The 24,064-nt window shown below is 36.1% G+C and carries 24 protein-coding genes; 11 read left to right on the plus strand and 13 right to left on the minus strand.

From position 1 onward, the window contains the following. Nucleotides 1–117 precede the first annotated feature (117 nt). Entirely contained in the window at nt 118–648 is a 531-nt protein-coding gene (locus ACXR6G_RS11660) for a 3'-5' exonuclease (RefSeq protein ID WP_458361608.1), read from the plus strand. A gap of 175 nt (nt 649–823) precedes the next feature. Here the strand turns inward: ACXR6G_RS11660 and ACXR6G_RS11665 are convergent, their stop codons facing one another. From ACXR6G_RS11665 to ACXR6G_RS11705, 9 genes are all read right to left on the minus strand, one after another. Beyond that, the gene (locus ACXR6G_RS11665; protein ID WP_458361609.1) at nt 824–1,966 is read right to left on the minus strand and encodes a dienelactone hydrolase family protein; all 1,143 of its coding nucleotides are present in this window, start codon (nt 1,964–1,966) and stop codon (nt 824–826) included. Between the two features lie 30 nt (nt 1,967–1,996). Then, nucleotides 1,997–2,539, minus strand: coding sequence for a DUF5655 domain-containing protein (locus tag ACXR6G_RS11670; protein WP_458361610.1), 543 nt, complete (start codon nt 2,537–2,539; stop codon nt 1,997–1,999). 144 nt (nt 2,540–2,683) lie between these two features. Continuing rightward, complete coding sequence (locus ACXR6G_RS11675; RefSeq protein WP_458361611.1) at nt 2,684–3,130, minus strand: GNAT family N-acetyltransferase; 447 nt, start codon at nt 3,128–3,130, stop codon at nt 2,684–2,686. Nucleotides 3,131–3,689: 559 nt separating this feature from the next. Further along, nucleotides 3,690–4,895: a winged helix-turn-helix domain-containing protein gene (locus ACXR6G_RS11680; RefSeq protein WP_458361612.1), complete on the minus strand. Its 1,206-nt coding sequence runs from the start codon at nt 4,893–4,895 to the stop codon at nt 3,690–3,692. A 95-nt stretch (nt 4,896–4,990) separates the two neighbouring features. After that, nucleotides 4,991–5,569, minus strand: a complete 579-nt coding sequence (locus ACXR6G_RS11685) for a hypothetical protein (RefSeq protein WP_458361613.1) — start codon at nt 5,567–5,569, stop codon at nt 4,991–4,993. A gap of 160 nt (nt 5,570–5,729) precedes the next feature. Further along, a complete protein-coding gene (locus ACXR6G_RS11690) occupies nt 5,730–6,272 on the minus strand; it encodes an ester cyclase (RefSeq protein ID WP_458361614.1) in 543 nt (180 codons plus the stop codon). A 225-nt stretch (nt 6,273–6,497) separates the two neighbouring features. Continuing rightward, nucleotides 6,498–6,701 (minus strand): hypothetical protein, encoded by a 204-nt coding sequence (locus ACXR6G_RS11695; RefSeq protein ID WP_458361615.1) that lies wholly within the window; start codon nt 6,699–6,701, stop codon nt 6,498–6,500. Nucleotides 6,702–6,797: 96 nt separating this feature from the next. Then, a complete protein-coding gene (locus ACXR6G_RS11700) occupies nt 6,798–7,154 on the minus strand; it encodes a hypothetical protein (RefSeq protein WP_458361616.1) in 357 nt (118 codons plus the stop codon). A 69-nt stretch (nt 7,155–7,223) separates the two neighbouring features. Then, entirely contained in the window at nt 7,224–7,511 is a 288-nt protein-coding gene (locus tag ACXR6G_RS11705; protein WP_458361617.1) for a YtxH domain-containing protein, read from the minus strand. 227 nt (nt 7,512–7,738) lie between these two features. Between ACXR6G_RS11705 and ACXR6G_RS11710 the strand changes: the two genes are divergently transcribed. Continuing rightward, nucleotides 7,739–8,332 (plus strand): 2OG-Fe(II) oxygenase, encoded by a 594-nt coding sequence (locus tag ACXR6G_RS11710; RefSeq protein ID WP_458361618.1) that lies wholly within the window; start codon nt 7,739–7,741, stop codon nt 8,330–8,332. A gap of 136 nt (nt 8,333–8,468) precedes the next feature. On the opposite strand, the gene ACXR6G_RS11715 is transcribed toward ACXR6G_RS11710, so the two are convergent. Continuing rightward, nucleotides 8,469–8,951 (minus strand): YkgJ family cysteine cluster protein, encoded by a 483-nt coding sequence (locus ACXR6G_RS11715; protein ID WP_458361619.1) that lies wholly within the window; start codon nt 8,949–8,951, stop codon nt 8,469–8,471. Nucleotides 8,952–9,614: 663 nt separating this feature from the next. Between ACXR6G_RS11715 and ACXR6G_RS11720 the strand changes: the two genes are divergently transcribed. From ACXR6G_RS11720 to ACXR6G_RS11740, 5 genes are all read left to right on the plus strand, one after another. After that, entirely contained in the window at nt 9,615–11,333 is a 1,719-nt protein-coding gene (locus tag ACXR6G_RS11720) for a [Fe-Fe] hydrogenase large subunit C-terminal domain-containing protein (protein WP_458361620.1), read from the plus strand. Nucleotides 11,334–11,490: 157 nt separating this feature from the next. Beyond that, nucleotides 11,491–12,675: a SpoIIE family protein phosphatase gene (locus tag ACXR6G_RS11725; RefSeq protein WP_458361621.1), complete on the plus strand. Its 1,185-nt coding sequence runs from the start codon at nt 11,491–11,493 to the stop codon at nt 12,673–12,675. Nucleotides 12,676–12,802: 127 nt separating this feature from the next. Continuing rightward, entirely contained in the window at nt 12,803–13,054 is a 252-nt protein-coding gene (locus tag ACXR6G_RS11730) for a (2Fe-2S) ferredoxin domain-containing protein (protein WP_458361622.1), read from the plus strand. A gap of 51 nt (nt 13,055–13,105) precedes the next feature. Continuing rightward, a complete protein-coding gene (locus ACXR6G_RS11735) occupies nt 13,106–14,941 on the plus strand; it encodes a [Fe-Fe] hydrogenase large subunit C-terminal domain-containing protein (RefSeq protein WP_458361623.1) in 1,836 nt (611 codons plus the stop codon). Between the two features lie 73 nt (nt 14,942–15,014). After that, nucleotides 15,015–16,199, plus strand: coding sequence for a SpoIIE family protein phosphatase (locus ACXR6G_RS11740; RefSeq protein WP_458361624.1), 1,185 nt, complete (start codon nt 15,015–15,017; stop codon nt 16,197–16,199). A 66-nt stretch (nt 16,200–16,265) separates the two neighbouring features. Here the strand turns inward: ACXR6G_RS11740 and ACXR6G_RS11745 are convergent, their stop codons facing one another. Beyond that, nucleotides 16,266–17,375, minus strand: a complete 1,110-nt coding sequence (locus ACXR6G_RS11745) for a metallophosphoesterase (protein ID WP_458361625.1) — start codon at nt 17,373–17,375, stop codon at nt 16,266–16,268. A gap of 614 nt (nt 17,376–17,989) precedes the next feature. Here ACXR6G_RS11745 and ACXR6G_RS11750 point away from each other — a divergent pair. Next, nucleotides 17,990–19,846: a sensor histidine kinase gene (locus ACXR6G_RS11750; protein ID WP_458361626.1), complete on the plus strand. Its 1,857-nt coding sequence runs from the start codon at nt 17,990–17,992 to the stop codon at nt 19,844–19,846. Between the two features lie 49 nt (nt 19,847–19,895). On the opposite strand, the gene ACXR6G_RS11755 is transcribed toward ACXR6G_RS11750, so the two are convergent. Together ACXR6G_RS11755 and ACXR6G_RS11760 are read right to left on the minus strand one after the other, a co-directional pair. After that, entirely contained in the window at nt 19,896–20,858 is a 963-nt protein-coding gene (locus ACXR6G_RS11755) for a CobW family GTP-binding protein (RefSeq protein ID WP_458361627.1), read from the minus strand. Between the two features lie 60 nt (nt 20,859–20,918). Next, nucleotides 20,919–21,434: a nitroreductase family protein gene (locus tag ACXR6G_RS11760; RefSeq protein ID WP_458361628.1), complete on the minus strand. Its 516-nt coding sequence runs from the start codon at nt 21,432–21,434 to the stop codon at nt 20,919–20,921. A gap of 93 nt (nt 21,435–21,527) precedes the next feature. Here ACXR6G_RS11760 and ACXR6G_RS11765 point away from each other — a divergent pair, with 93 nt between their 5' ends. From ACXR6G_RS11765 to ACXR6G_RS11775, 3 genes are read left to right on the plus strand one after another with little or no spacing between them, the layout of a single operon-like run. Further along, entirely contained in the window at nt 21,528–22,664 is a 1,137-nt protein-coding gene (locus ACXR6G_RS11765; protein ID WP_458361629.1) for an MFS transporter, read from the plus strand. A 26-nt stretch (nt 22,665–22,690) separates the two neighbouring features. Continuing rightward, the gene (locus ACXR6G_RS11770; protein ID WP_458361630.1) at nt 22,691–23,536 is read left to right on the plus strand and encodes a hypothetical protein; all 846 of its coding nucleotides are present in this window, start codon (nt 22,691–22,693) and stop codon (nt 23,534–23,536) included. A gap of 50 nt (nt 23,537–23,586) precedes the next feature. Next, on the plus strand, nt 23,587–23,973 hold the full coding sequence (locus ACXR6G_RS11775) for a YchJ family protein (RefSeq protein WP_458361631.1): 387 nt from the start codon (nt 23,587–23,589) through the stop codon (nt 23,971–23,973). The last annotated feature ends 91 nt before the right edge of the window (nt 23,974–24,064 follow it).

Below are 24,064 nucleotides of genomic sequence, written 5' to 3' on the forward strand. Positions count from 1 at the left end.
TTAATTACGAATTACGATTAGGAGAAACTCAGAAGCCGTACTTTTTCCTTTATGATACGAGTAAGGGCTCCATTGATTGTTTTAATTATACTTGACCCTAGAAATATAAAGAGACTTATGAGAGATTTTGCAGCTATCGATTTTGAAACCGCTAACCAGAATGGTAGTAGTGTATGCGCTGTTGGCGTAGTTGTGGTTAGAGATGGTGAGATTACCGATAAGTTCTATCGTTTGATTCAGCCTGAGCCCAACTTTTATGGCTATTACAATACTAAATGTCACGGTTTAACGGCTAATGATACCGATGGTTCACCTGTGTTTTCGAAGGTTTGGAAAGATATTGCGCCACTTATAGAGGGATTACCTCTTATTGCTCACAACAGTCGATTTGATGAAAGATGCCTGAAAGCTGTTTTTCAAACTTATCAAATGGATTATCCCGATTATGAGTTTCATTGTACTTTAAAGGCTGCGAAAAAGAATTTCCCCGATCTTGAAAATCATCAACTTCATACGGTATCAAGACATTGTGGTTACGAGATGCGTAATCATCATGAGGCTCTCGACGATGCTTATGCGTGCGCTATTATTGCGATTAAGCTATTTGTAAAGCCTAATGAGGCATTGAATTATAAGTTGGAGCTATAAATATATTAGTCTCCACTCAAGCTGCGATACTGAGGTCGGAGTTTTGAGTTTTTTGAGGAAAAAACAAGGGCTGCTAATATAGAATTGGCAGCCTTTTTGTATTTAAGGGATCGTATTAGAACTGTAACTGACTAAGGACGATTCAACACATAAACGGCAACAGGTTTGAAGCTTCTTATTTTTTGTCTTTATATCTTTTATCATATTTTAAAAACCAATCATATAAGTCTTGTTTGGGATACTCATACCAATGAATTCCATGGCCTCCATCGGGTACAATTGTGAATTTTAAATTCTTATTTTTCCCTTCTAAGCTATTCATCATCCATTCCGTATCCTCAAATTCTACGATTTTGTCTAATTTTCCGTGATAAGCCCAGATAGGCATGTCAATTAATTTGTCCGTATTTTTCGTGATGTAAGCTATATGCCGTGTGAATCCACTCATAGGGGCAATGGCCGCGAATTTTTCCGGATGCTTTATTGCCAGAAACCAGGTTCCTGAAGCCCCTAAACTTAATCCGGTTAAGTAAACTCGATTCGTATCCACTCGATATTTTCTTGTTATTTCTTCATAGAAGTTCTCAAACCAATTGTCGGTAGACCATCGTTGGTTAATAGGACATTGTGGTGCAACAATGACAAAAGGGAATTCGCGTCCTCTCCAAATTTGATCAGGTATACCATAGGTGAAAAGTTTAATTGTATCGGTTCCTCTGGCGGAACCGCCATGCAAATAAATAATCAAGGGCCACTTTTTTAAACTGTCCGCTTCATATTCTTTAGGTGTATAGGATATGTAATGGTAGCTTGTGTCTTTTGGGTTTTGATTCAGTCCTCTCTCGAAAACCAATTTGTTTTGTAATGAGCCATCCTGGTTCCACCAGGTACATTCCCCGTGTTTTTGTCCATTTGTATAATGTTGAGTCGACTCTCTTTGTCCATTCGAATACCAATATTCATGAAGCCCATGTCGTAAGCCATTCGAATAATAGGCAATGCTCTCGACTTGCCCGTTTTTGTGCCATTTTTTGAATTCACCTTCTTTGGTGTTCGTCTTATAATTGCACCAAAGGCTTCTTTCTTTTACCGTCTTATCAAAGGAACTGTATGTTCCTTCCATCTGAATAGAACCGTTGGGATAGTAATCCCGGACATGATATAAAGAATCAATCGCATCAAATTCAATAAGCCGTTTGTAGATTATCTTGTCCTTATAAGAAATTGGGTAAGGCAAATATAGCGTATCAACTTCCTGTGCTTTTATTGATCCAAGAGAAATGAATAGGAGTGATAATATGAATGTAATAGTCTTCATTTTAATGTTCTATAAACGTTTTGTAGCCCCTTATTTCGATTTTTCGTAGGCTTCTTTAATCCAGTTTTTCAATTCATTGTCAATTTCTTTAATCTCTGATATTTTCACTCTATGGGTACACATCGTTCCAAAAGGGCCTGAGTCTTCAAGTCGTTGGCTTAATTCTTTACCTGCAAGCTTGAGTCCAAGATCTATTCTTGTTTTGGTGGCAGGCTTTATTAATAGAAACTGCTTTTTCCTGATAATGCTAACGCTTCCTTTCTTGGGAGTCACGACGACGTCATCGCCAAATCCCACAACGATTTCAATTAGGCTGTCATATATTTCCTTGAGATCTTCCTTGCCTTGATATTGGTTTATTACGAGGTCTTCAGGTGTTTCATTCTTTTCTTTCGATAGCGAAACGATCGTATTTGCGAAACCATGCGTTATGCCATATTCCGTTTTAAGAAATTTAACTGCTTCTGAGTGCTTTTCAAAAGATTTTGAGTCAAGTAGCTTTTTCCATTCATCCAGAGACTTGCCCGTTTTTTCGGGCATATTGGCTATCATTGTTTTCAGCGCTTTGTCCATGCTTTTAGTTTTAATTGGCTACAAGGGTTCTCATAAAGTTTTTATCTATAGGAAGCCAGACCTGACTTAAAGTTATGTTTTTTCTTCAGAATATCCTCAAGGTCGCTCAAAGCGATATGTTTTAATCTGCTTTCGGTTTTTTTGCTATAACTCTTTGGCAAAGCATAAACTGTCAGCTATTTCCGCCAGTTTACCATATTTCTTAATCTGACTATAACCACTTCTTACATAAAGCCTGTTTGCCTCAGGCTGGTTCTTACCTGTGAATAATATACAGCTGGAACTCCCCAATTCTTTAGCCCATCTCTCTAATTCAGACAGCATATGGCTTCCAATTCTTTTTCCTCTCACTTCAGGTGAAACATACATTCTCTTTACTTCCATGGTGCTCGAATCGTATGCTGCTATGGCACCACATCCGATTGGCTTATTATTTTCATAAGCCAAAACAACGTATTTGATATTTTCAATTGTATTGAATTGAGATAAAGGATGATTCGCACCATCCCTTTCAGCAAGGTCAGAATTCAGCAATTGAACCAGTTTTATGAATGCCTTATTTTCGGCGTTTGTTCTTACAATTCTTATCATATGCCTTTTATATGAGGAGCAAGTTACCCGGTGAATGTGCTATGCCTCGCTATTGTACACCGTTTTTATTTCCTCCAATACTAAAAATAAGCATAATCAAAGAATATTTACTCCCTTGAAGCCTATAACTATGATTTGAAGTATTGAATTTTAATTCTTTCGCTCAAGCCGCTAGGCTTTTTCTTTTTAATTATGAGTTATGAATTACGAATTATGATTTGAGTATCTATTTTAATCCCCTTTAGGGGTTTGGGGTGATGCTTTCCTGAAAAAACATACTGAATCAACCTTGACTATGTAAACCTAAGGGATGAATCGGGACTGCCGAGGCCAATCTAAAGATAAAATCCGAATCAATTTTAATAGATGTTTTGAGCGTGCTTTGTCAGTCTGCCGTGAGGCGTGCTACAGTTTTTACCACAAAGAGAAAACAAGGATCAGACTGACTTGATTTTTTGCTTACTTTTTTATCTAAGAAAAAAGTAAGAGCCCTAGCGGCTTAAGCGAAAAGTTAAAATAAAATGTAAAGTATTTTATCTACCTGTAAGGATTAATAAGCTTAAGATAAATTGTCTTTGAGTACGCTTTGAAGTGTATTCTTAAAGCTCGCTGGTGTCGTTTTGTGTAATTGTATCGAGGCACAATCGTTAAACTGCATGAAGGCTGCAAGTTCTTTGCTAAGAGCAATGGCGAAAGCCTCGGTTTTTAACAAGCCATCTTCCAGTGCCAGATGTTTAATGTGTAGCACAGATGTTTTTCTATCGGCTTTGCAGTCCATGCGAGCGATCAGTTTCCCATCCCATAAAATGGGTAAAGAGAAATAACCATACTGGCGTTTTGGCTCGGGAACATAACACTCTATCTGGTAATCGAAATTGAAGAGTGACTGTATGCGCTTGCGTTGAATAAGCAGATTATCGAAAGGGGAGAGTATTTTGAGTTGACTGCGGGAATGCGTTTTGTTTAAAAGCTCCAAAGAAGTAGGTAGGGCGTAATAGCTGTTTTCACCAACAGTAATTTGTAAGACTTCACCATTGGAAAGCATGTCTTTTAAAGTCGCATTAAGCAAGGGTTTTGTATTCTTAAGTAAGTAGGCCATTTCGGCAGCCTGCCCCAAGCCGTTTGCTTCCAGATATCTTGTAATCAGAAAACGGGCATATTCCTCAGACGTAGGCATACGGGTATCTATTCCTTTGGGTAATACGCGTTCGGTAAGATCATAAACTTTATGGAAATTGTGTCGGGAAAGAATCATCAATTCGCCTTGAATAAAGAGTTGTTCAAGAGCGCGTTTGGCGGGTTTGCTCGTCCAATCTACGCCCTTTTTGCCTGTATGTTCAAAGTCTTTAGCCATTAAAGGGCCTTCAAGTCTAATGCGATTGAGTACCTCTTTCATCATCTTCTCATCTCTGGTGTACCAGTGGTTTTGCTCACCGCTTGCTATGGCTTGCTTGCGAACAAGGCTGTATCGGTAATCGCACATGGGCAGGTAGGCGGCAGCATGCGACCAGTATTCAAAAACCTGTTTGTCAGCAACAAGCTGATCGAGATGGGCATTTTCGTAACGCGGGTTTCTATTCCACAAAGTATGGTGATGTGCGCGCTGAACAACAGAGATGGTATCAATTTGTATATAGCCAAGCTGCTCAATAGCGGATAGGGTGGCGGCTATGGCTGTTCCTGTTTGCTTGGCTGGTGGCAAGCCTTGCGAGAGGAGGACCAGTTTTCTGGCTTGTTGGGTTGAGAGCGTTTCTGTTCTGGTCATATCTTCTTTTTACTGTTGGGCTTGAATCATGTTTTGAAGTACTTGTTGGTATGTATTATACTAGACTTTCAATTGGAGTTTAAAACCCATGAAATTTAGCTTTTTCTAGCACTTGTTTTTCTTTCTTTAATTGTTTTTACTCCAAGCATTAGAAGGACAATAATCAATGCTATAAAATAAACTGTCGTTGTCATACTTTTTATAATTGAAAAAATATTTGTGTATTCCATTACAGTTTGCGACAAAACGGGATAACTGTTCAACATTGTGATAGTACCAAAATTCTCTAAATAATCTGCTGTTCCTGCAATTACGGGCAGGAAACATAAATAGAAGAACGCTGAATTTAACTTGTTTATTTTTTTTAAAAAGTATCCAATCAATAGGCAATAACTGAATCCAAAGAGAAATGGATAAATCATATCAATGGGTAGTTGCTTATATAAATAAACAAATCGTCCTTTTTCTCCTAAAGTTTCAAAAAGTGAATTTATATATTCTGAATCGTATCCTATTGGCATCATATCCAATAATTTCATCCCATTTGAAAAATGCATTGTTTTTGGGATTGTTATTATCAGCATAATCGCATAAACAAGATTAGTTAAGACAAAAAGCCATAGAACCTTTTTCCCTGTTGAATGTTTATCAATTATTTTCCTTACTCTCTTCATTTGTTTATAATAAGTGCTAACGGCTAGGCTATGAGTAGTTGCGAGGGCTAACACTAAACTTTGCAAGTACGCACCAAGCTGAAAATCCGCAAGGGGTTTCAGAAGAAAGAGAGAACAATCAATTACTTATAGCCATTGTTGTAAACTGTTATTTGTTGAATCATTTAGAATTTATTTGAGAATAGGCTCCCCAGAAATCTTCTAAATGCCAAGTCTTATCAATTTTACCTTCTTCATTGAAATGGTGAGTATCAAAGGCGGTTAATTTGATTCGTTTATTAGTTGCTGGTACCCCAAATACATTTCCTGAATGTGTTACTTCTAATTCACTCCGTACATGAACCAAATTTTTATCAACAAGAATATGAGTTGGTGCTCCTTTTAAATCAGAAAACATATTTCCAAAATCCTGAGCATGTTTGATGAATCCTTCAATATTAGGTGTTTGTCCTGGGTCTGATGGGTATTGAGTATAATTTTCAGCTAAAATCTCTGGTAAAATAGACATGTCTCCCGTTGCAAAGACTCCATAAAATTTCTCAATCACATCTAACTTTTGCTGTCTTTCAGATTCTATTTTAGTCACATATTCCTCAACAGCATTTTGTTTTTCTTTCTCGATGTCTATATTTTTTGTGTCACAGGAAGAAAATGAAATCATTAATACAAATATTGGACAAAAACAAATCAGTTTGTTTTTCATAATCATTAGTTTTTTTTAATTGTTTACAACTTATTTATAACAACAATTGTTGTTATTTCTCTTATCTCGTTTTTTTTCAAAAATAAAATCTAACCAGAATTGGACGATATTAGACTCGTTTTATTTGAAATGATGATTCGATAGGCTTATTTATTTTCGTAAAATAAAGGCTGCTAATCTTGGATTGGCAGCCTTTTTCCAGCGCGTTTTAATTGAAAGAGAAAATTAAGTGTCGTTTTTTTTATGTATCAATCCTGTTACAAAGCGATACACGACACTTCCAATGCTATTTTGAATCAGTTTCTCGCAGCTAAAATTGCTTTTAGCATTTCGTACAAAATAGTTCAATTTGTAGCCAGCCAACTCCCTTTCCAGGTATAGGCGATACTTTTCTTTTTCAATATCCTTTAGTGATCGATATCTGTTCATCCGAGTTTTTTTTACCACAAATACTTTGTGCTTGTGATTATACAAAGTCTCCCCTCGTTCATTTGTTGATAAGAACGTAATTGAAAATCAGCTTGCCTAATCCTTATCACTTTTGGTGTATAATATCTTATAAAAGAGTTTGATTAATGGTCGTTCAATCAAAGGCTTTTTAAATAGATAAAACAGGAACATGACTATTAGGTATATGACTCCAGTTCCCATATAGCCAAGTATTTCGTTGTTCAATACATCGCTTAGCCACACCGCTGTTCCAAAGCCGAAAAAGAGCAGAGCAAACATAGCCAATAAGAAAAATAGGGCGGTTAAACTTATGGCTATTGCAAAGCGAATAAGTTTTTCGAAACCGGAAAACTTATAATATTCAAGATTGGAATCGAAATACTCAGTCAGTAATTCTTTCAGTTGAGCGAATTGTTCCGGGATATTTTCCAATACGATAGTTTTTTAAGTGAACTGATTTTAGTTGACCGTCCATTATGCTGAACAGATTGATAATAAGGATCAAACCTCTTGTGCTTGTTCTTCTTCTTCTTCTTTTTCTTCTTTTTCTTTTCTTTTGAAGGAATCAATTTTTTTCTCAAGATCCTCAATAAGTTCATCGATTTTCCCGCGCACTTTCTCCATGTTTTTATCGAATGCTACTTCGAATTCCTCAGCCTTTTCTTTAGCTTTTTTCTTCATTTTTTCTCGAGTCACTTCTCCTTTGTCAGGAGCATAAAGAACTCCTAAACCAACACCAATAGCACAACCTGCTAATAAAGCCGCAATAATCCCACCTGAATTTGACATAACGTTAGATTTTAAATTAAACAACAAGATGAGTAGAATGAATTGATTCGTAATGTGTTACATAAAATTAGTGAATTATAAGAAAGCAGTCAATTTTTTTATTCCTGATTTTAGAGCTTTCTCATGTTTTATTGTTTGCAGAGATATTCCAGCTTATGCTGTTTCTACTCATATAAAGACTACATTACCTAAACACGTTATTTTACGTGTACTTACTTTCCAACACGATGCAAAAAGCATATGAAGATATTGTCAGTAGTTTTATTGACGATAAAGTTGGCTCAAGCCAACGTTTTTTAAGCGATGCTTTGGCGACACAGCTTAGAAACAATTTGAGATCTTTAAATACCAATAAAAAACTTCAAGAAGCAGGTATAGGCAATCAAGCAAAACTAGTCAAAGACTTATCGAACAGAGGGGATAAGATTTATTGGTTGGATAGGAGCCATAAGGATGAATATGAAAATCAGTTTTTTGATTTGATAGATGAGTTTGTTAGCTATTTAAATAGCAGCTGCTATACAGGAATTACAGGCTATGAGTTCCATTACGCTTTGTACGAAAAGGGAACCTTTTATAAAAGGCATCTCGATCAATTTCAAGATAATAAGAGCCGGGCATTTACGATGATTATGTATTTAAACCTGGACTGGAAGGAAGAGGACGGTGGAAACCTATGTATATTTCATGAGAATCACTCACAAATGATTAATCCAGTCAACGGTTCTTGCGTCTTCTTTAAAAGTTCTGAATTAGAACATGAAGTCTTAACTTGTAATCAGCAACGCATAAGCATTACAGGCTGGCTAAAAACAAATTAAGTCACTTTCGTGATGATAAAAAAAAGGCTGCTAATCTGAGATTGGCAGCCTATATTTTTTTATAATGTTCTGGTTATTGCATTAGTACAGGATAGAAGCCTTCTGTTCAACTTCTAACTAGCCGAAGCTTTATATTTTATTGTTCTGATGTCTTATTGTAAGACCATTCTAATTCTATTTTTAAAAGCTCTAAAACATTATAAACATGGGGGCATATTTCATAGTTTATCAACGCACTATATGTCTTCTCTATAAAATTGTCTTCGCCCAGGTATGGAAATAAACGACATTCTTCTGGTCGGTTTAAATAGTCGGTACACACCTTGTCTTTATGATGCATACATTGTATACACTCTGCATACATAAAGGCTTCAATATTTTCCTCTGCAACAAATTTACTAAGTTCCTTGTGTGATGCTACAGGTCTCAGTTTTTGACAACAATTACCACAATCACGACAATCAATTTGATCTTCAACCTCTTTGTAAAGTCGATGAACAATTTTATCTATCTTTTCAGAATTCTGCTCCTTAAGATAAGTCTGAAAAGATTTATTTTCAGCTTCTTTTTGTTTAGCTATCTGCTCTATATTCTTAAGGTCTATTTCTAATTTCATCATGATTGTTATTTGAGCAAGGCTGGTGTGCAATCTGTGTTATAACATCAATATTGATGCTATTTTTTCTATATCATTGAAAAAAGGTGTTTTAACACTCCCAAAATATGGCAGGATAATAATACCTTTTCATATAAACCTACCTGTTAATCGTTTAGTCGATCTAAATTTTCGAAGCGCAAATGTAAGCATAGTAATATGAAGAATGCTGAATGTGAAATTTAAATTGTGTTTTAAATATCGTTTATTCTTTTAAGAGGCTGCTTTTATGGTTTTAAGTATGGATATATAAAGAAGCTTGTAGACCCATATTGTTCTGTGATTCTTTGACTTTTTGTCTAATTAATAGCAGAAAAAAGAAGCTATCTATTTATAATGGCTGACTTCTATTACTTCAACAAATTACTACCAAGCTTTCTCAAAACTTGGCTTGTCAAAATCTTTGTTGTAGTCTTTACAGTGCTTATTTGCAGATAGGTCTTGGTAAAGTACCTCTTAATTATGAGAATGTCTCACTTTAAGTGGATGATCGTCATTTATTTCAAGCTTATTTAAACCCCATATGAATAGATGAGATGTGTTTTAGAATATCTGAATATGGCTATAAAAAATAACATAAATATGGAGCTTTGATATGAAATTTATCACAAGTAAGATCTGTAGCAAATGGATATTTTTAAACCCGTATATACCGAACAAAACGATTGTCAGGATTGTTATAAATGCATACGTGAATGCCAGTTAAAAGCCATTAAGGTAATTAATAATGCGGCTCAGATTTTGCATGAGGATTGTATTTATTGTGGGAAATGCACACTGGTTTGTCCGGTGAATGCCAAAAAAGTTCGTAATGATTTAACGCGTGTCAAATCCCTATTGAAGCGAAATAATAAGGTTGTCGTTTCTCTGGCACCATCCTATATGTCTGAATTCCCCAATCTAAAAGATGAGCAGCTGGTAGCCGCCATCAAGGAATTGGGATTTGCTCATGTTTCAGAAACAGCCTTGGGAGCCGAACTGGTTTCAAAAAAGGTGAATGGTTTTTTGGAGGAAAAACAATCGGGGATTTATATTTCATCGGCTTGCCCTTCGGTGGTTGAAATGATTTGCAAGCATTTTCCTCAATACAAAGATAATATCACACCTTTTTTATCACCCTTATTGACGCATTGCAAAATGTTAAAGCAAGAGTATGGTGAGGACTGTAAGATAGTATTTATAGGGCCCTGTATTGCGAAAAAGCTAGAAAGTGATGCTTTTGGTGATTTATTGGAAGCCTCTTTGTCCTTTAAGGATTTGGCAGAATGGTTTGATGAAGAAGGCTTGGAGGCTGACATGTTCTACGAGTCGGATACCGAACCGAGTTTTGTGCCCCGACGTGCCGGAAAAGGAAGTCTTTATCCTATAGATGGTGGCATGATTGCTGGTATTAAGAATAATGCTTCGACAACGGATGCTGTATTTATGACTTTCTCAGGCATCAGCAGTATTTACGATGTGCTAAAGGATTTGAATTATTATAGAAAGCCGGGTTTGTTGTTCTTAGAGCTATTGGCTTGTGAAGGCGGTTGTGTTAATGGACCGGGTACAAGAAAAACCTATTCGAGAGCACTTAAGCGTTTAGAGATTATCAATAGAAGCGAAGAAGAAGTACTTGAGTATGAAGCTAATTTCTCTATTCTTAGAGATTTTGATAATATAGATGTTGCTCATAAACCAGAACATCCAGAGACTAAAATTAAGGAAGCTCTGAATATGATTGGGAAATATTCAGATAAGGATGAGATTAATTGTGGAGGCTGTGGTTATAATTCCTGCCGCGAGTTTGCTAAGGCTTATCTGGAAGACAAATCGGAACCCAATATGTGTGTCTCCTACATGCGAAAGATTGCTCACGACAAATCAACGGCTCTATTGGGGAAGATACCTTCAGGGGTCTTAATTGTGAATGAAGACTTGAAGGTGGTTGAAGCCAATCAGAGTTTTGCTCGAATTATGGGAGAGGAGATGGAACAATTGTTTGATACTATTCCCGGATTAAAAGATGCTGATTTGAAGAAAATAGCGCCTTTTTATAAGCTATTTTCATCCGTATTATCAACAGGAGAAGACAACCTGGAACGAGATTTCCGTTTAGGCAATAAAATGTTGCATTTGAGTCTCTTTACCATTCAGAGAAATAAGATTGTTGGTGCTATCTTAAGGGATATGTCACAACCTTTCATACAGCAAGAAGAAGTGATTAATAGAGCTAAGGCCGTTAATCAGAAGAACCTTGAAACGGTTCAGAAGATTGCTTACCTCTTGGGTGAGAATGCTTCAGAAACAGAGGATATGTTGAATTCGATAGTTGAGTTTTATACACTGGCTGAGGAGAAGAACTAGTTGATGTGATGATGTGCTAATGTGATGATGAAATAGGGCTATCCCATTTCTTTGAAGTCCCCTGTAGGGGATTTAGGGGTGAATCTGGAAAAGAGTATAAATAATCATTTTTTATCAGTGTCAAAATATATTTTAATCAAGAATTTTAAATAAAAGCATGCAATCCGATTATTATATAGAAGTTGAGTGTCTACAAAAGAATCCTGGTAAACAGGTGATTTGTGGGGATGTGTTTATGTCGGAGAAAATTAAGGAGGAGGGAAGAACCCTTCTTGTGCTTTCTGATGGCTTAGGTTCTGGTGTTAAGGCCAATGTTCTTGGAACCTTAACCGCATCCATGGTTTTGAACTATATGCGTGTGAATAAGGATATTCGTAAAGCTGCCGAGGTGATTATGCAAACTTTACCTATTTGCAGCAAACGAAAAGCCAGCTATTCAACTTTTACTATTGTTGATATTGAGTGCGATGGTGAAACGCGAATTATCCGTTACGATAATCCTGAATGTTTGGTGCTTCGGGGTCTGGAATTATTCCAGCCAAAATGCGAAGAGTTAAGCATAGAGGGAGCTAATAATTTGGGTAAGACCTTGTATTCCTACCGTTTTAAGGCTGAGAAAGAAGATCGTATTGTCTTTTGTTCTGATGGGGTAACCAATTCGGGGATGGGAACAAAGCGTTTCCCTTTTGGATGGGGATCTGATAACTTGAATGAATTTGTGAGAGGCCTGATAAGGCGTCATCCCTACCTTTCGGCTAAGCAATTGGGGCGGGCCGTAGTGGATAGAGCTGCTGCAAATTATGGCGGTGTACCCAAAGATGATACCTCATGTGCGGTTGTCTATTTACGTGAACCTAGAAATCTATTACTCTGCACCGGACCTCCATACAGCAAATCGAAAGATACTCAACTAGCACGCCAGGTGAGTGAGTTTAAGGGTAAAAAGATAGCCTGCGGTGGAACCACAGCTTGTATTTTATCGAGAGAATTCGCTGAAGAGTTGAAAATAGACATGACGATTACAGATCCAGAATTGCCTCCCATTTCATTTTTGAAGGGAGTCGATCTGCTCACAGAAGGCATATTAACTCTGGGTAAAGTTCAACGCATACTAAAGGACTACAATCAGAATACGGTTTTAAGACAGGGGCCTGCCGATCAGATTGTGAAGCTTCTTTTGGAGAGTGATCGAATTGAGATTATCAATGGGACTAAAATAAATGAGGCACATCAGGATCCTAATTTACCTGTTGAACTCGAAATACGCCGTACGGTAGTGAAGAATATCGCTGCGCTTTTGGAAGAAAAGTTTTTGAAAGATGTAGATCTTAGTTATATTTAAAAGATCAATTATCAATTACGAATTAGTAATTATGAATTACGGGTGTTCGAAAGGTTTATTTCTGATAACGAACAACCGACAACTAGTTGACAAAGAAAACAACAAACAAAACAAATAAACAATAAGCATGAATGATAAAAAGGATGTGACCATCTGTTTGGGAAGTTCTTGTTTTTCTAGAGGCAATGGCAAAACCTTACAAGCTGTTAAAGAATTCTTTGATAAGAATAATTTAAGCGATTCAGTTTTTTTTCATGGGGAACTTTGTACAGGTAACTGTTCTAAAGGTCCAATTTTAAAGATTGAAGAGGATTTGTACCAAGAAGTTGATTCGGAAGGTGCAATTGATATTCTAAAAAAGGTTTTTGAAGAAGCCTAAGAATTGAAATCTAGCCAAGCCCACTATCCCTTACCCTAAAACCGCAACCCCATGCAACTGATTACTGTAAATAAGGATAAATGTAACCTGAGTTATACCTGTATACGAGTTTGTCCTGCCAAAGCCATAAAAATTAAAGACAATCATGCTCACATTATAGCCAATCGCTGTATTGGTTGTGGTAATTGTGTGACCATGTGTGCCCAAGATGCGATTGAATATCGTAAAGAGGAAGACTACGTTCAGGATCTTCTTCAGCGTGATGAGAAGGTCGTGGCTATTTGCGATCCTAGTATCTCAGGCGAGTTCGATGATATAAACGATTATCGAAGCTTTGTTGGTATGATTCGTGAATTGGGTTTTGACTATGTGGTTGAAGCTGCTTTTGGAGCAGATTTGGTTGCCTATAAATACAAAGAGCTTTTAAATAATTTCCACGGAAAATACTACCTGTCAACCAAGTGTCCAGCATTGGTTAATCATGTTGAGCGTTACTATCCTGATTTGGTAGAGAATCTTGCACCTATTGTGAATCCGATTATTGCGATGGCTAAGGTTGTGCGAGAGAAATATGGCAAAGAGGTTAAGATTGTTTCACTTTCGCCTTGCGTGCCAAGTAAAGATGATGTGAAATTCTTTAATAAGAGTGATGGCGAAATTCAAGCTGTTCTAAGCTTTATTGAATTGAGAAAACTCTTTAATGAAAAAGGGGTGACTGCAAAGAAGGTTGAATTCTCTGAATTTGATCCACCATTCGCTCGTATCGGGGGACTATTCCCAATGAGTCATGGCTTATTTCAGGCAGCTGAAATTGACAACAGTATGCTACGAGGGAATATTATTAGTACTGAAGGTCGCAATAACTTCCTAAGTTCTTTGGACGAATTTCATAGAAGTACTGAGTTAAACCAACACCTTGATCTCTTTTATTGTCAAGGATGTATTATGGGAGCTGGAACCTCTAAGAATGGGCGTAAATTTTCTCGCCGTTCTCAAGTGTTGCAATACGTTCGAAAGCGTTTAAATACCTTTGATAAGGAACAATGGCAAAAAGAGATTGATTCCTATTCACATATAGATTTGTCACGTAAGTTTGCCATTAAGGATCAACGTTTGCCAGTTCCAACAGCAGAAGAAGTGCAGGAGGTTCTTAAGGATATGGGGAAAGGCAAAATTGAAGATCAACTCGGTTGTGGATCTTGTGGCTATGAATCATGTAAGAAATTTGCAGAAGCTACCGTACAAGGAATTGCCAAGTTTGAGCAATGTTCATCGGTAACGATCAAAAATATGAATGCCTACATTAAGAAATTAGGCGAAACTAACGATAAGCTTAATGACACAAAGGTTGCTCTTAAGGAGTCGGAAGCACAAGCAAAGGAAGAACATCGCTTGGCTGTAGAGGCAAGTGAAACAACTTCGGCTATGCTTCAGAAATTACCTACTGGTGTGGTTATCGTAAATGAGAACCTTAAGATAATCGAGTCAAATAATAGCTTCGTCAATCTATTAGGAGAGGAAACCAAGTTGTTGAATGAGATTATTCCTGGCTTGGTTGATGCCGATTTAACTAAAGTTATTCCTTTCCATCGCTTATTCTCAACAGTATTGATGAATGGCGAAGACATCTTGAAAAAGGATGTGCATTATGGAAGTCGTTTGTTTAATGTGTCTGTATTTACAATTAAGAAGAATAAGGTTGTAGGTGGTATTATTCGTGACCTATATGCTCCAGAGGTTAGAACAGAAGAGGTAATTGGTCGAGCGCGTGATGTTATCAAGGAAAATCTTCAAACGGTTCAACAAATTGCTTTTCTTTTGGGAGAATCAGCTTCTAAAACAGAGAAGATTCTGAATTCGATTATTAAATCGCATACTAAGGAGTAGTAGGTTTTCAGAGGATTCTCTGATTAATTGATTAGCTAACCAATAAGTTCACATAAATAGTCATCACTTTCCTATGGATGAAAAATTTCACTTAGATATAGATTGCCCACAACTGTTTCATCATGGTGATATGATTTGTGGAGATGTTTTTTTATCTCGACGAATTAAGGAAGAGAATCGCACTATCGTTATCTTAAGCGATGGAATGGGATCTGGTGTGAAAGCGAATGTTTTAGCTACACTAACTGCCTCAATGGCTATGAATTTTACCATTGAGCATAAAGATTTCAAAACCATTGCTGAGATTATCATGAATACGCTTCCTATATGTTCTGTGAGAAAGGTGAGCTATTCAACTTTTACGATTGTCGATATTGAATATGATGGTACGACTAGAATTATGGAATTCGATAATCCAGATTGTGTTGTCATGAGAGGTTCGACCTTCTTCGATCCAGGATGGGAAAATATTGAATTAGATAGTGAAGAAAATAAAGGTAAGGTTCTAAGAGCTTGCGAATTTAAAGCACGAAAAGAAGACCGTATATTATTTTGGTCTGATGGTATTATGCAATCGGGAATGGGGTCTCAAGCCTATCCGTTTGGTTGGGAATTGGATAATGTAATAGAATTTGTCACTCAGAATATAAAATCATCACCCTATATGTCATCCAATGCATTGGGGAAAAAGATAGTGAAGCGTGCTTCAAGAAACGATCAAGATGAACCTAAGGATGATACAAGCGCTGGCGTAATCTATTTTAGAGAGCCTCGTAAATTATTGCTGTGTACAGGACCTCCATTCGAAATGGATAAGGATTCTGAATTGGCAATGAAAATCTATCACTTTAAGGGGAAAAAGATTATTTGTGGTGGATCGACGGCTGAAATTGTATCGCGTGAATTAGGTTTAAAGTTTGCTCCAGGCATGAATATGACGGATCCTGAATTACCACCAATTGCATATATGGAGGGAATAAACTTGGTGACAGAAGGTATTCTAACAATTGGAAAGGTTGCACGTATTCTTGAGGATTACGATAATAACTATAATCTGGGTGAAGGTCCTGCTGATCAAATTGTGCACTACTTGTTGCAAAGTGATCAGATCTCAATCATAAATGGAACGCGTATCAATTTTGCGCATCAAGATCCTAATTTACCAGTTGAGTTAGAGATTCGTCGTACAGTTGTGAAGCGCGTTGTTCGCCTTCTGGAAGAAAAATTCCTGAAGGATGTGAATTTGAGTTTTATTTAAAAGTCTAAAAGTCCAAATGTCAGGGGTTCTAACATTTTCCCAAATCAACACATCATCTCATCAACTTTAATTGAGTTCAATTAATGTGATTTCCGGTGGCATACCTATTCTGCCAGGAAAGCCGATATAGCCGAAACCACGATTCACATATAAAAACTGCTTACCTTTATTGTATAAGCCGCCCCAACGTGGGTATTTGTATTGTACAGGACTCCATTTGATGCCTGCACGCTCAATACCAAACTGCATACCATGTGTATGCCCAGCAAAAGTAAGGTCTATATCTGTATCCAATACTTTTTCATCCCAATGCGATGGGTCATGACTCATAAGTAATTTGAAAGCTAAATCTTCATTGCCTTTCATCGCCATATCCAAATCACCATGCTGAGGGAATGGTGGTTTACCCCAATTTTCAACACCGATAAGGGCAATTTCATCATCCTCTATTTTAAGTCGTTCTGTTTCATTCAACAATAACTTAAAGCCTGCATTTTCATGGAAATCTTTAATTCCTTTTAGGTTCTCAGCTTTTGCTTCTTTAGATGGCCAGTGTGAGTAATCGCCGTAATCATGATTACCCAATATGGAATATTTACCCATTGAAGCATTCATTTTGCTTAGCACTGGAGCCCAACCTTCAGTTTCTTCAGCAAAATTATTGACCAGATCACCTGTGAATAGGATAATATCAGGTTTTTGTTCATTGATCAGCTCAACTGCCTTTTCAATTTTTTGGTAGTTTTTATTAAAGCTACCTAAATGCATATCTGATATTTGGACGATTCGAAGTCCTTGAAATGCTTTAGGCAAATTTGGGAAGCTTAGTCTTTCCTGCATAATGCGAAACTTGAATTTCCCTTTAGTAACCCCATAAAGGATTGAGGCAAAGGGGATGGCTGCAAGCATCAAGCCCATTTGATATAAAAATTCGGAGCGCTCCATTTTTCTTTTCGATTTTGATTCAAACTTATTTTCCTTCTTCACATTTGCAAGCGCTCCAATGAGCCAACTTGCAGCCTTCTGCACATCTTTAAGCAATACGAAAAGAACCAGAACAAACTTGGGTATATAAAATAGGGCAAAAGCTCCTATCAGATAACTAAAATACACGTAGGTATCAGCTCTTTGCACATGTTCAATTCTAAAGAAAAATAGAACAAATGCAGCAAACATGAATAACGATATTGACCAGTAGAATAGTTTAAAAGCCTTTCTTATATATAAGTTTCGGATTTTATTGATGAGCGGTTTTAGGCCTCGGTAGGTGTATAGATCCACTATAAACATGAAGATTAAAAGTGGAATGATTAATAAGGCACTAGCTCTCATAGTTAAATGTCAATTATCAATTACAGATGCAAAGATAGTTTTTTTTATTGCTTATCGACTTGATTTTCATTGTTTTCGGTTTTGCGACAGGCTTGCATACTTATTATTATCATTTTTTAAGACTCTCTTTGTCTTAATTAAATATGACTAAGCGATTTTTTAAAGCCTCAATTTTCAGTATAAATAGAGTTTGATTCCGAATTGAAAAATATTGTATATGTTATATTTCATATATATGTAAATCTACATAATATGATAGTCTGTGATAATTAATTTGATGTTAGTGGATGATAAATATAATTTCATCAAATATTTGGAAAATGGTAGGCTTATGATTAAATTGGACATCTCTAAGCAAAAACCTATGATTAATACCCAATAGAAAAATGACTTGTAAAGCCCTAATTATAAGAGAATATAAGGACTCGTATTTTTTTTATTGTTGTATTCTGTTACTGATGTTATTGTTTCCATTTCAGGCTAGTAGTCAGAAGTTAAAAGAAACAAAGCGTAAACGAATTTGCCTGATCCATTCGTATAATATTAATTTTCCAACTTACACTCATACTTCAAGGGCCCTTAACGAATTTGTAGATTCTACACATTATCAGGTTGATGTGGAATTTATGAATAGCAAAGAGTTTGTAGATGATGTCTACGTTGAGCGCTTTCATGATTTTCTCACCTATAAATTATCTAAGAGAAAGCCATATGATTTGTTTATGGTTGCCGATGATTATGCATTGGAGTATGTACTGAAATATGAGAAGACATTATTTAAGAATAAGCCTATCGTTTTTTTCGGAATTAACAATGTTGATTTGGCTTTAGAGCAGAACTCCAATCCTAATTTTACAGGTGTCGTTGAAGATATATCGATCAAGGAAACCCTGAATTTAGCCAAAATTTTAAATCCTAAGCTAAAAGAAATTTATGTCATAAGTGATAATACGACTTCCGGGAAAAATGATTTGAAGCGAATGTTGAAACTTAAAGATTTGACAACACTTGTGGATATACATACTCTTAATTTGTCTGAACTTAGCTTTTCAGAATTCAAAAAGAATCTGAAGGAACTTAAAGGTGAGAAAGCTCTTCTCTTATTATCTCTGTACAGAGATAAAACTTTCAAATATAAACCATTTTATGAGGGTCTAAGTTTTGTGAAAGAAAATTCTGATTTGCCAATTTATCACTTGTGGAAACATGGTGTTGGTGAGGGAATCGTAGGCGGGAATTTAATTCACCACTATAGACAAACTCAAGAAGCTCTTAAGATAGCAGATCGTATTATAAAAGGGGAGTTAGTGATGAGTATTCCTGTTTTAGAGGAGAGTCCAAACCAGTATTGTCTGGATTATAATGAATTAAAGAGGTTGGATTTAATGCCTGCAATTTTCCCAAATGACTGGGAAATAATTAACATGCCAATTTCTTCAATCCATTTGAGTAAGAGATCCTTGTATTTATTTTTATTTATAAGTTTATTCGTTTGCGGCTTATTATTTTTCTTCATCTATTATGCTAAAAGACAGAATTGCCTAAAAAAGGAATTGATTCAAGCGCAGAGAGATGTTAGTAAAGTTGATGAGTTGAAAAATGCATTCTTGAGTAATATATCCCATGAGATTCGAACGCCTATGAATGGTATTCTAGGTTTTTCTGAATTCTTAGCCTTACCAGATGTGAGTGATGATGATCGAATTAAATATTTTGAAATAATAACGGAGAATTCTCATCAGCTTTTGAATGTGGTTAATGAGATTGTTGATATAGCCAAAGTGCAATCGGGGCATTCCGATATTAAAATGGAACAGGTTGATGTTGATAGTTTGTTGTCTGAAGTAGTAGCTGGATATAAGGTGCCTGCAGAACGAAAGAGCTTGAAACTCAAATTAATGAATAGTAGAGTTGTGAAATCGGTTTATGCTGATAAACAATATTTATTGAAGATAATAAGGAACCTTTTAGATAATGCGATTAAATTCACGAATGACGGGTGTATAGAGATTGGTTATTATAAGAAAGTAGACTTTATTGAATTTTATATTAAGGATACAGGCATTGGGATTTCCAATGATTTAGTTCATATCATTTTTGATAATTTCAGACAGGTAGAGGAATCTGATATTCGACAATATGGTGGTTTAGGTTTAGGACTATCTATTACAAAGGCTTTTGTGAAGTCTATGGGAGGCAATATATGGGTTGATTCAAAAGAAAATGAAGGTTCTTGCTTCTATTTTACACTCCCTTTCAAAGAACAAGATACTGCCTCACTAATAAGTGCGGATGTTTATTTCAGTGGTAATTAACGGATAGTGAATAGACCCCAATACAAACTAAATTGTATTGGGGTTTTTATTATTCGCAAAGATCTATTAGATTTTTCTTAATAACTTCTGAATTCAAATTCTTCCCAATAAAAACTATTTTACTTTCCTTAATTTCATTTTCTTCCCATACTCGACCAACTGTGGCTTGAATTTGAGTGTGTACAGATTGCAGAAGAATTCTATTATCCATACCTGAAATATGCAGTATGCCTTTCACCCGATAAATTGTGTCGGAGTTGAATTGTAGAAAGGCATCTAGCCAAGCTCCTAATTTCATTTGATTAAAAGCGAGTTCACTTTTAAAGCAATAGTTCTCTATGCTGTGATCATGCTTTTTTTCATGAGAATCAATTCCATCTACCGAGAATAGAAACTGATAAATATGCTTCGGATTATAAGCATAAACATCAAGTAATTCGACATCAAGTTTCGATTGGACAGCTTGATGAATATCTGCTGTAGGATTAATTTCCTTTATTTTTGAACACAGCTGTTTTATTGCCTCTTCACTAGAGAGATCTATTTTGTTTAGGATCAGTGTATCGGATATGGCAATCTGCTTATTCAGCACATCTTCATTCTTTAGATCTTGTTCAGCATTAGCAGCATCAATCAAACAAATAACGGAGTCGAGTTCGAACTTAGCTTTAATGCCAGGATCAGAAATAAAGGAGGCTAAAATATTACCTGGATCAGCAATACCCGTTGTTTCAATTAATAAATGATTGAAAGAATGATTGTTCTTGACCAAGTTTTCAAGAACCAAGAATAACTCTGTATTTAGGTTACAACATATACAACCGTTGCTCAACTCAAACAAGTCTTCGTTTCCAATATTGGCTACAAATTCTGAGTCGATATTCTCTTCACCAAATTCATTTTCGATGATAACAAATTTCTTTTCCTTATGATTTTTGATTAGTTGATTCAGCAGGCTGGTTTTTCCAGCCCCTAAAAAGCCAGTAATGACTGTTACAGGAATTTTACTCATTCTTTAATACTAGTTGGATTCTATATGATATATTTTGTGCTTGTGAATTTGAACCACAAATTAAAACTTTTCCCAATGAACAATTTCGTCTAAGCTATTTCTCTTTTTATTAGGTCGTTTCTCATGATCAGGATAACCTAGAGATAGAATTGCAACAGGTTCGATATGATCAGGAAGATCAAAGAAATCGCGACATTTTTGAACATGAAAGTTGCAAATCCAACAAGTCCCTAAGCCCAGTTCAGTTGCTTGAAGAGTCATGTGGTCTGTAGTGATAGCAGCATCGATATCTGCATGATCCTTCTCATCTTCGGCACGTTTCCACGACTTATTATGGTCCGAGCAAATTACAATATAAACAGGTGCCTGATTAAACCAGTCGCGATGGTAGATTTGTGAGAACTTAGCATGATTTTCTTTCTCACGAATCACGATAAAATGCCATGGCTGAAAATTAACTGCCGATGGTGCGTATTGACCAGCTTCAAGTATTTGCAATAACTTTTCGTCTTCTACTTCCTTATCTAAATAAGCTCGAACTGAGTAGCGGTCTTTAATGGTATCTAATAAGCTCATAATTGTAATTTTGATTCTGCGTAAAAATACAAATTTTTCAGGTGCATTAAAGTTTCTATTTATAACTTTGCAGCCTTATTAAACAAAAATGATATGCTCAGGGAACTCAAGCAAAATAAAATGTATGCCTATCTTATGCTTTTGGTCGTCGCGGCTACTGCAGGACATCAGGCTTGGCGTACTTTATTTAATAATTTGGCTGTTGATGAGGTTGGAATTAATGGTTTCCAATTGGGTCTTATTCAGTCAGTAAGAGAGATTCCAGGCTTTTTAGCCTTATTGGTTATTTATGTGCTTTTTTTTGTGCGTGAGCATCGTTTATCAGCAATTTCTGTTTTACTGGTAGGTGTGGGAGTCGCTTTAACTGGTTTCTTTCCTTCCTATTATGGCTTGATTTTTACGACTTTAATTATGTCGGTTGGCTTTCATTATTTCGAAACGACTAATAAGTCCTTAACCTTACAATACTTTAATTACGAGCAAGCACCACATGTCTTTGCGAAGCAAAAGAGTTGGGCGGCTGTAGCTAACGTCGCTATGGGGGCTTTTATCTTGCTTTTAGCTGATCATTTATCATTACAAATGAACTTTATTGTTGCTGGTGTTATCATTGTTTTAATGGCAACTTGGGCTTTCTTTTGGAAACCTGAGGATAAAAATATTCCTGCACAGAATAAGGGTATGGTTCTGCGTAAGCGTTATTGGTTATTTTACGTATTGAATTTTTTAAGTGGTGCGCGTCGACAAATCTTTGTTGTGTTTGCTGTGTTTATGTTGGTTCAGAAATACCACTTCAGCATTCAGAATGTGGCTTTGCTTTTCATTATCAATAATATTATCACTTACTTCATTTCGCCCTATATAGCAAAGGGGATAAATCGATTTGGAGAGCGTAAAATGCTAAGTATAGAGTACTTTTTTTTAATATTTGTATTCTTGGGATATGCCTTCATCGAAAATGGTTTGGCGGTTGCAATTTTATACATAATCGATCACATCTTCTTCGGTTTCTCAATGGGAATCAATACCTATTTTCATAAAACAGGTGATAAGAAAGATATTGCACCATCTATGGCTGTTGGTTTTACCATCAATCATATTTCGGCGGTTGTTATTCCTGTATGTGGTGGCTTGTTGTGGATGTGGCATTGGCAAATACCTTTTATCGCTGGAGCTATACTTTGTGTCGTTTCACTTGTGTTTGTTCAGAAAATAAAAATAGAAAACTAAATTTCGAATTGAAAATTTATTAAAATATGATAGCTGAAAATATATACAAAAGCCTGGTAGAACTTTATAATAAGGGAATCACAGAGAAGGATACTAAGATTATTAGAGAATTTTTGAATGATAATACGCATGTGGCTTTAAAGGATGACCCTCGATTCTACTTAGAAATATTGCAACATCGTGCTGCAGCATTTGCTTTATTTGGTGAGCTAAGTGAAGCTGGGCAAGAATACGCCAAAGGTTATTCTTTATGTTCAACTTCAGGTAAGTGGGTCTATGGTTTAAATTGGGCTTTGCAATATATGGCTGAGTTTTCTATCAACAGAGGAAAAGCTAAATTAAAGGAAGTTCTTTCAGAAGCTTTACCTGTTTTAGAGCAAGCAGAGAAAGACTTGGTTTTTGACCAATATCGTGAGTTCTATCAGTTGACTTTGTCAAATGTGAAAGCTTTTATCTTGATGAGTTTAGGTGAAAAAGAAAAAGCACTTGCTGTTTATAAGGATGTTAAATTCACTCCGGTGCCAATTCCTGCCTATAACGATAAGGAATCTTTACAGCTTCTATTTGCTCACTACACAAAAGGGCTTGCTGTGGCAATCGAATACAAAGATATTAAGCTTCTAAAGAATTTACTTCAGGTGATTTCTTTGGATGATGCCTTGCTGGAGAATGAGCAAAGCTTTTTCAAATTATTTTATGAAACCTTAGTTAGCACATTTGATATGCGAGCTGAGTTTATCACTGAGTTTAATGCCATGTTTAAGATTAAGGATAGTCTGAAGACAGTGGCTCCAAGTTTCTCTAGATTCTTGACTCTGATAGGCGATCAGGACTTAGATAAGCTAGATGTTTTCTTTAAAGACTTTAAGTAGAATTTTATATTTTTCAACTTTAACCTTTATCACTTAACCTTATTACAAGTATGAAGAATTGCTTCTGTGGAAAGTCATTAGTTTATGAAGACTGTTGCGGTGCTTTGCATTTAGGAAATAGATTTGCTCAAACAGCAGAAGAGCTAATGCGAAGTCGTTATTCCGCCTTCGCACTGGCTGATGTGGATTATATCCTTAGAACCTATGCTCCTGAAAATCGTCCGGACAGTGAACGTTCTGAGATAAAACAATGGGCTTCTTCAGTTGTGTGGCTTGGTTTACAAGTGCTTTCAACTCAAAAGGGGAAGTCTGGTGATCAGGAAGGGCGTGTTAAATTTAAAGCTCTATATAGTGAAGCTGGTAAGATTCACGAAATGATAGAAGATTCTTTTTTTCGATTTGAAAAAGGGCAGTGGCTTTATGTAGATGGTAAATAAGAAGGTTAAAGCTTAATCCCGATTCTCGGGACCAGCAGAGAAAAGGGTAGAATTGAGATCAATTTCTTGTGTTGACTAGAAACATTGACTT

This window comes from Ancylomarina sp. YFZ004 (assembly GCF_054254355.1).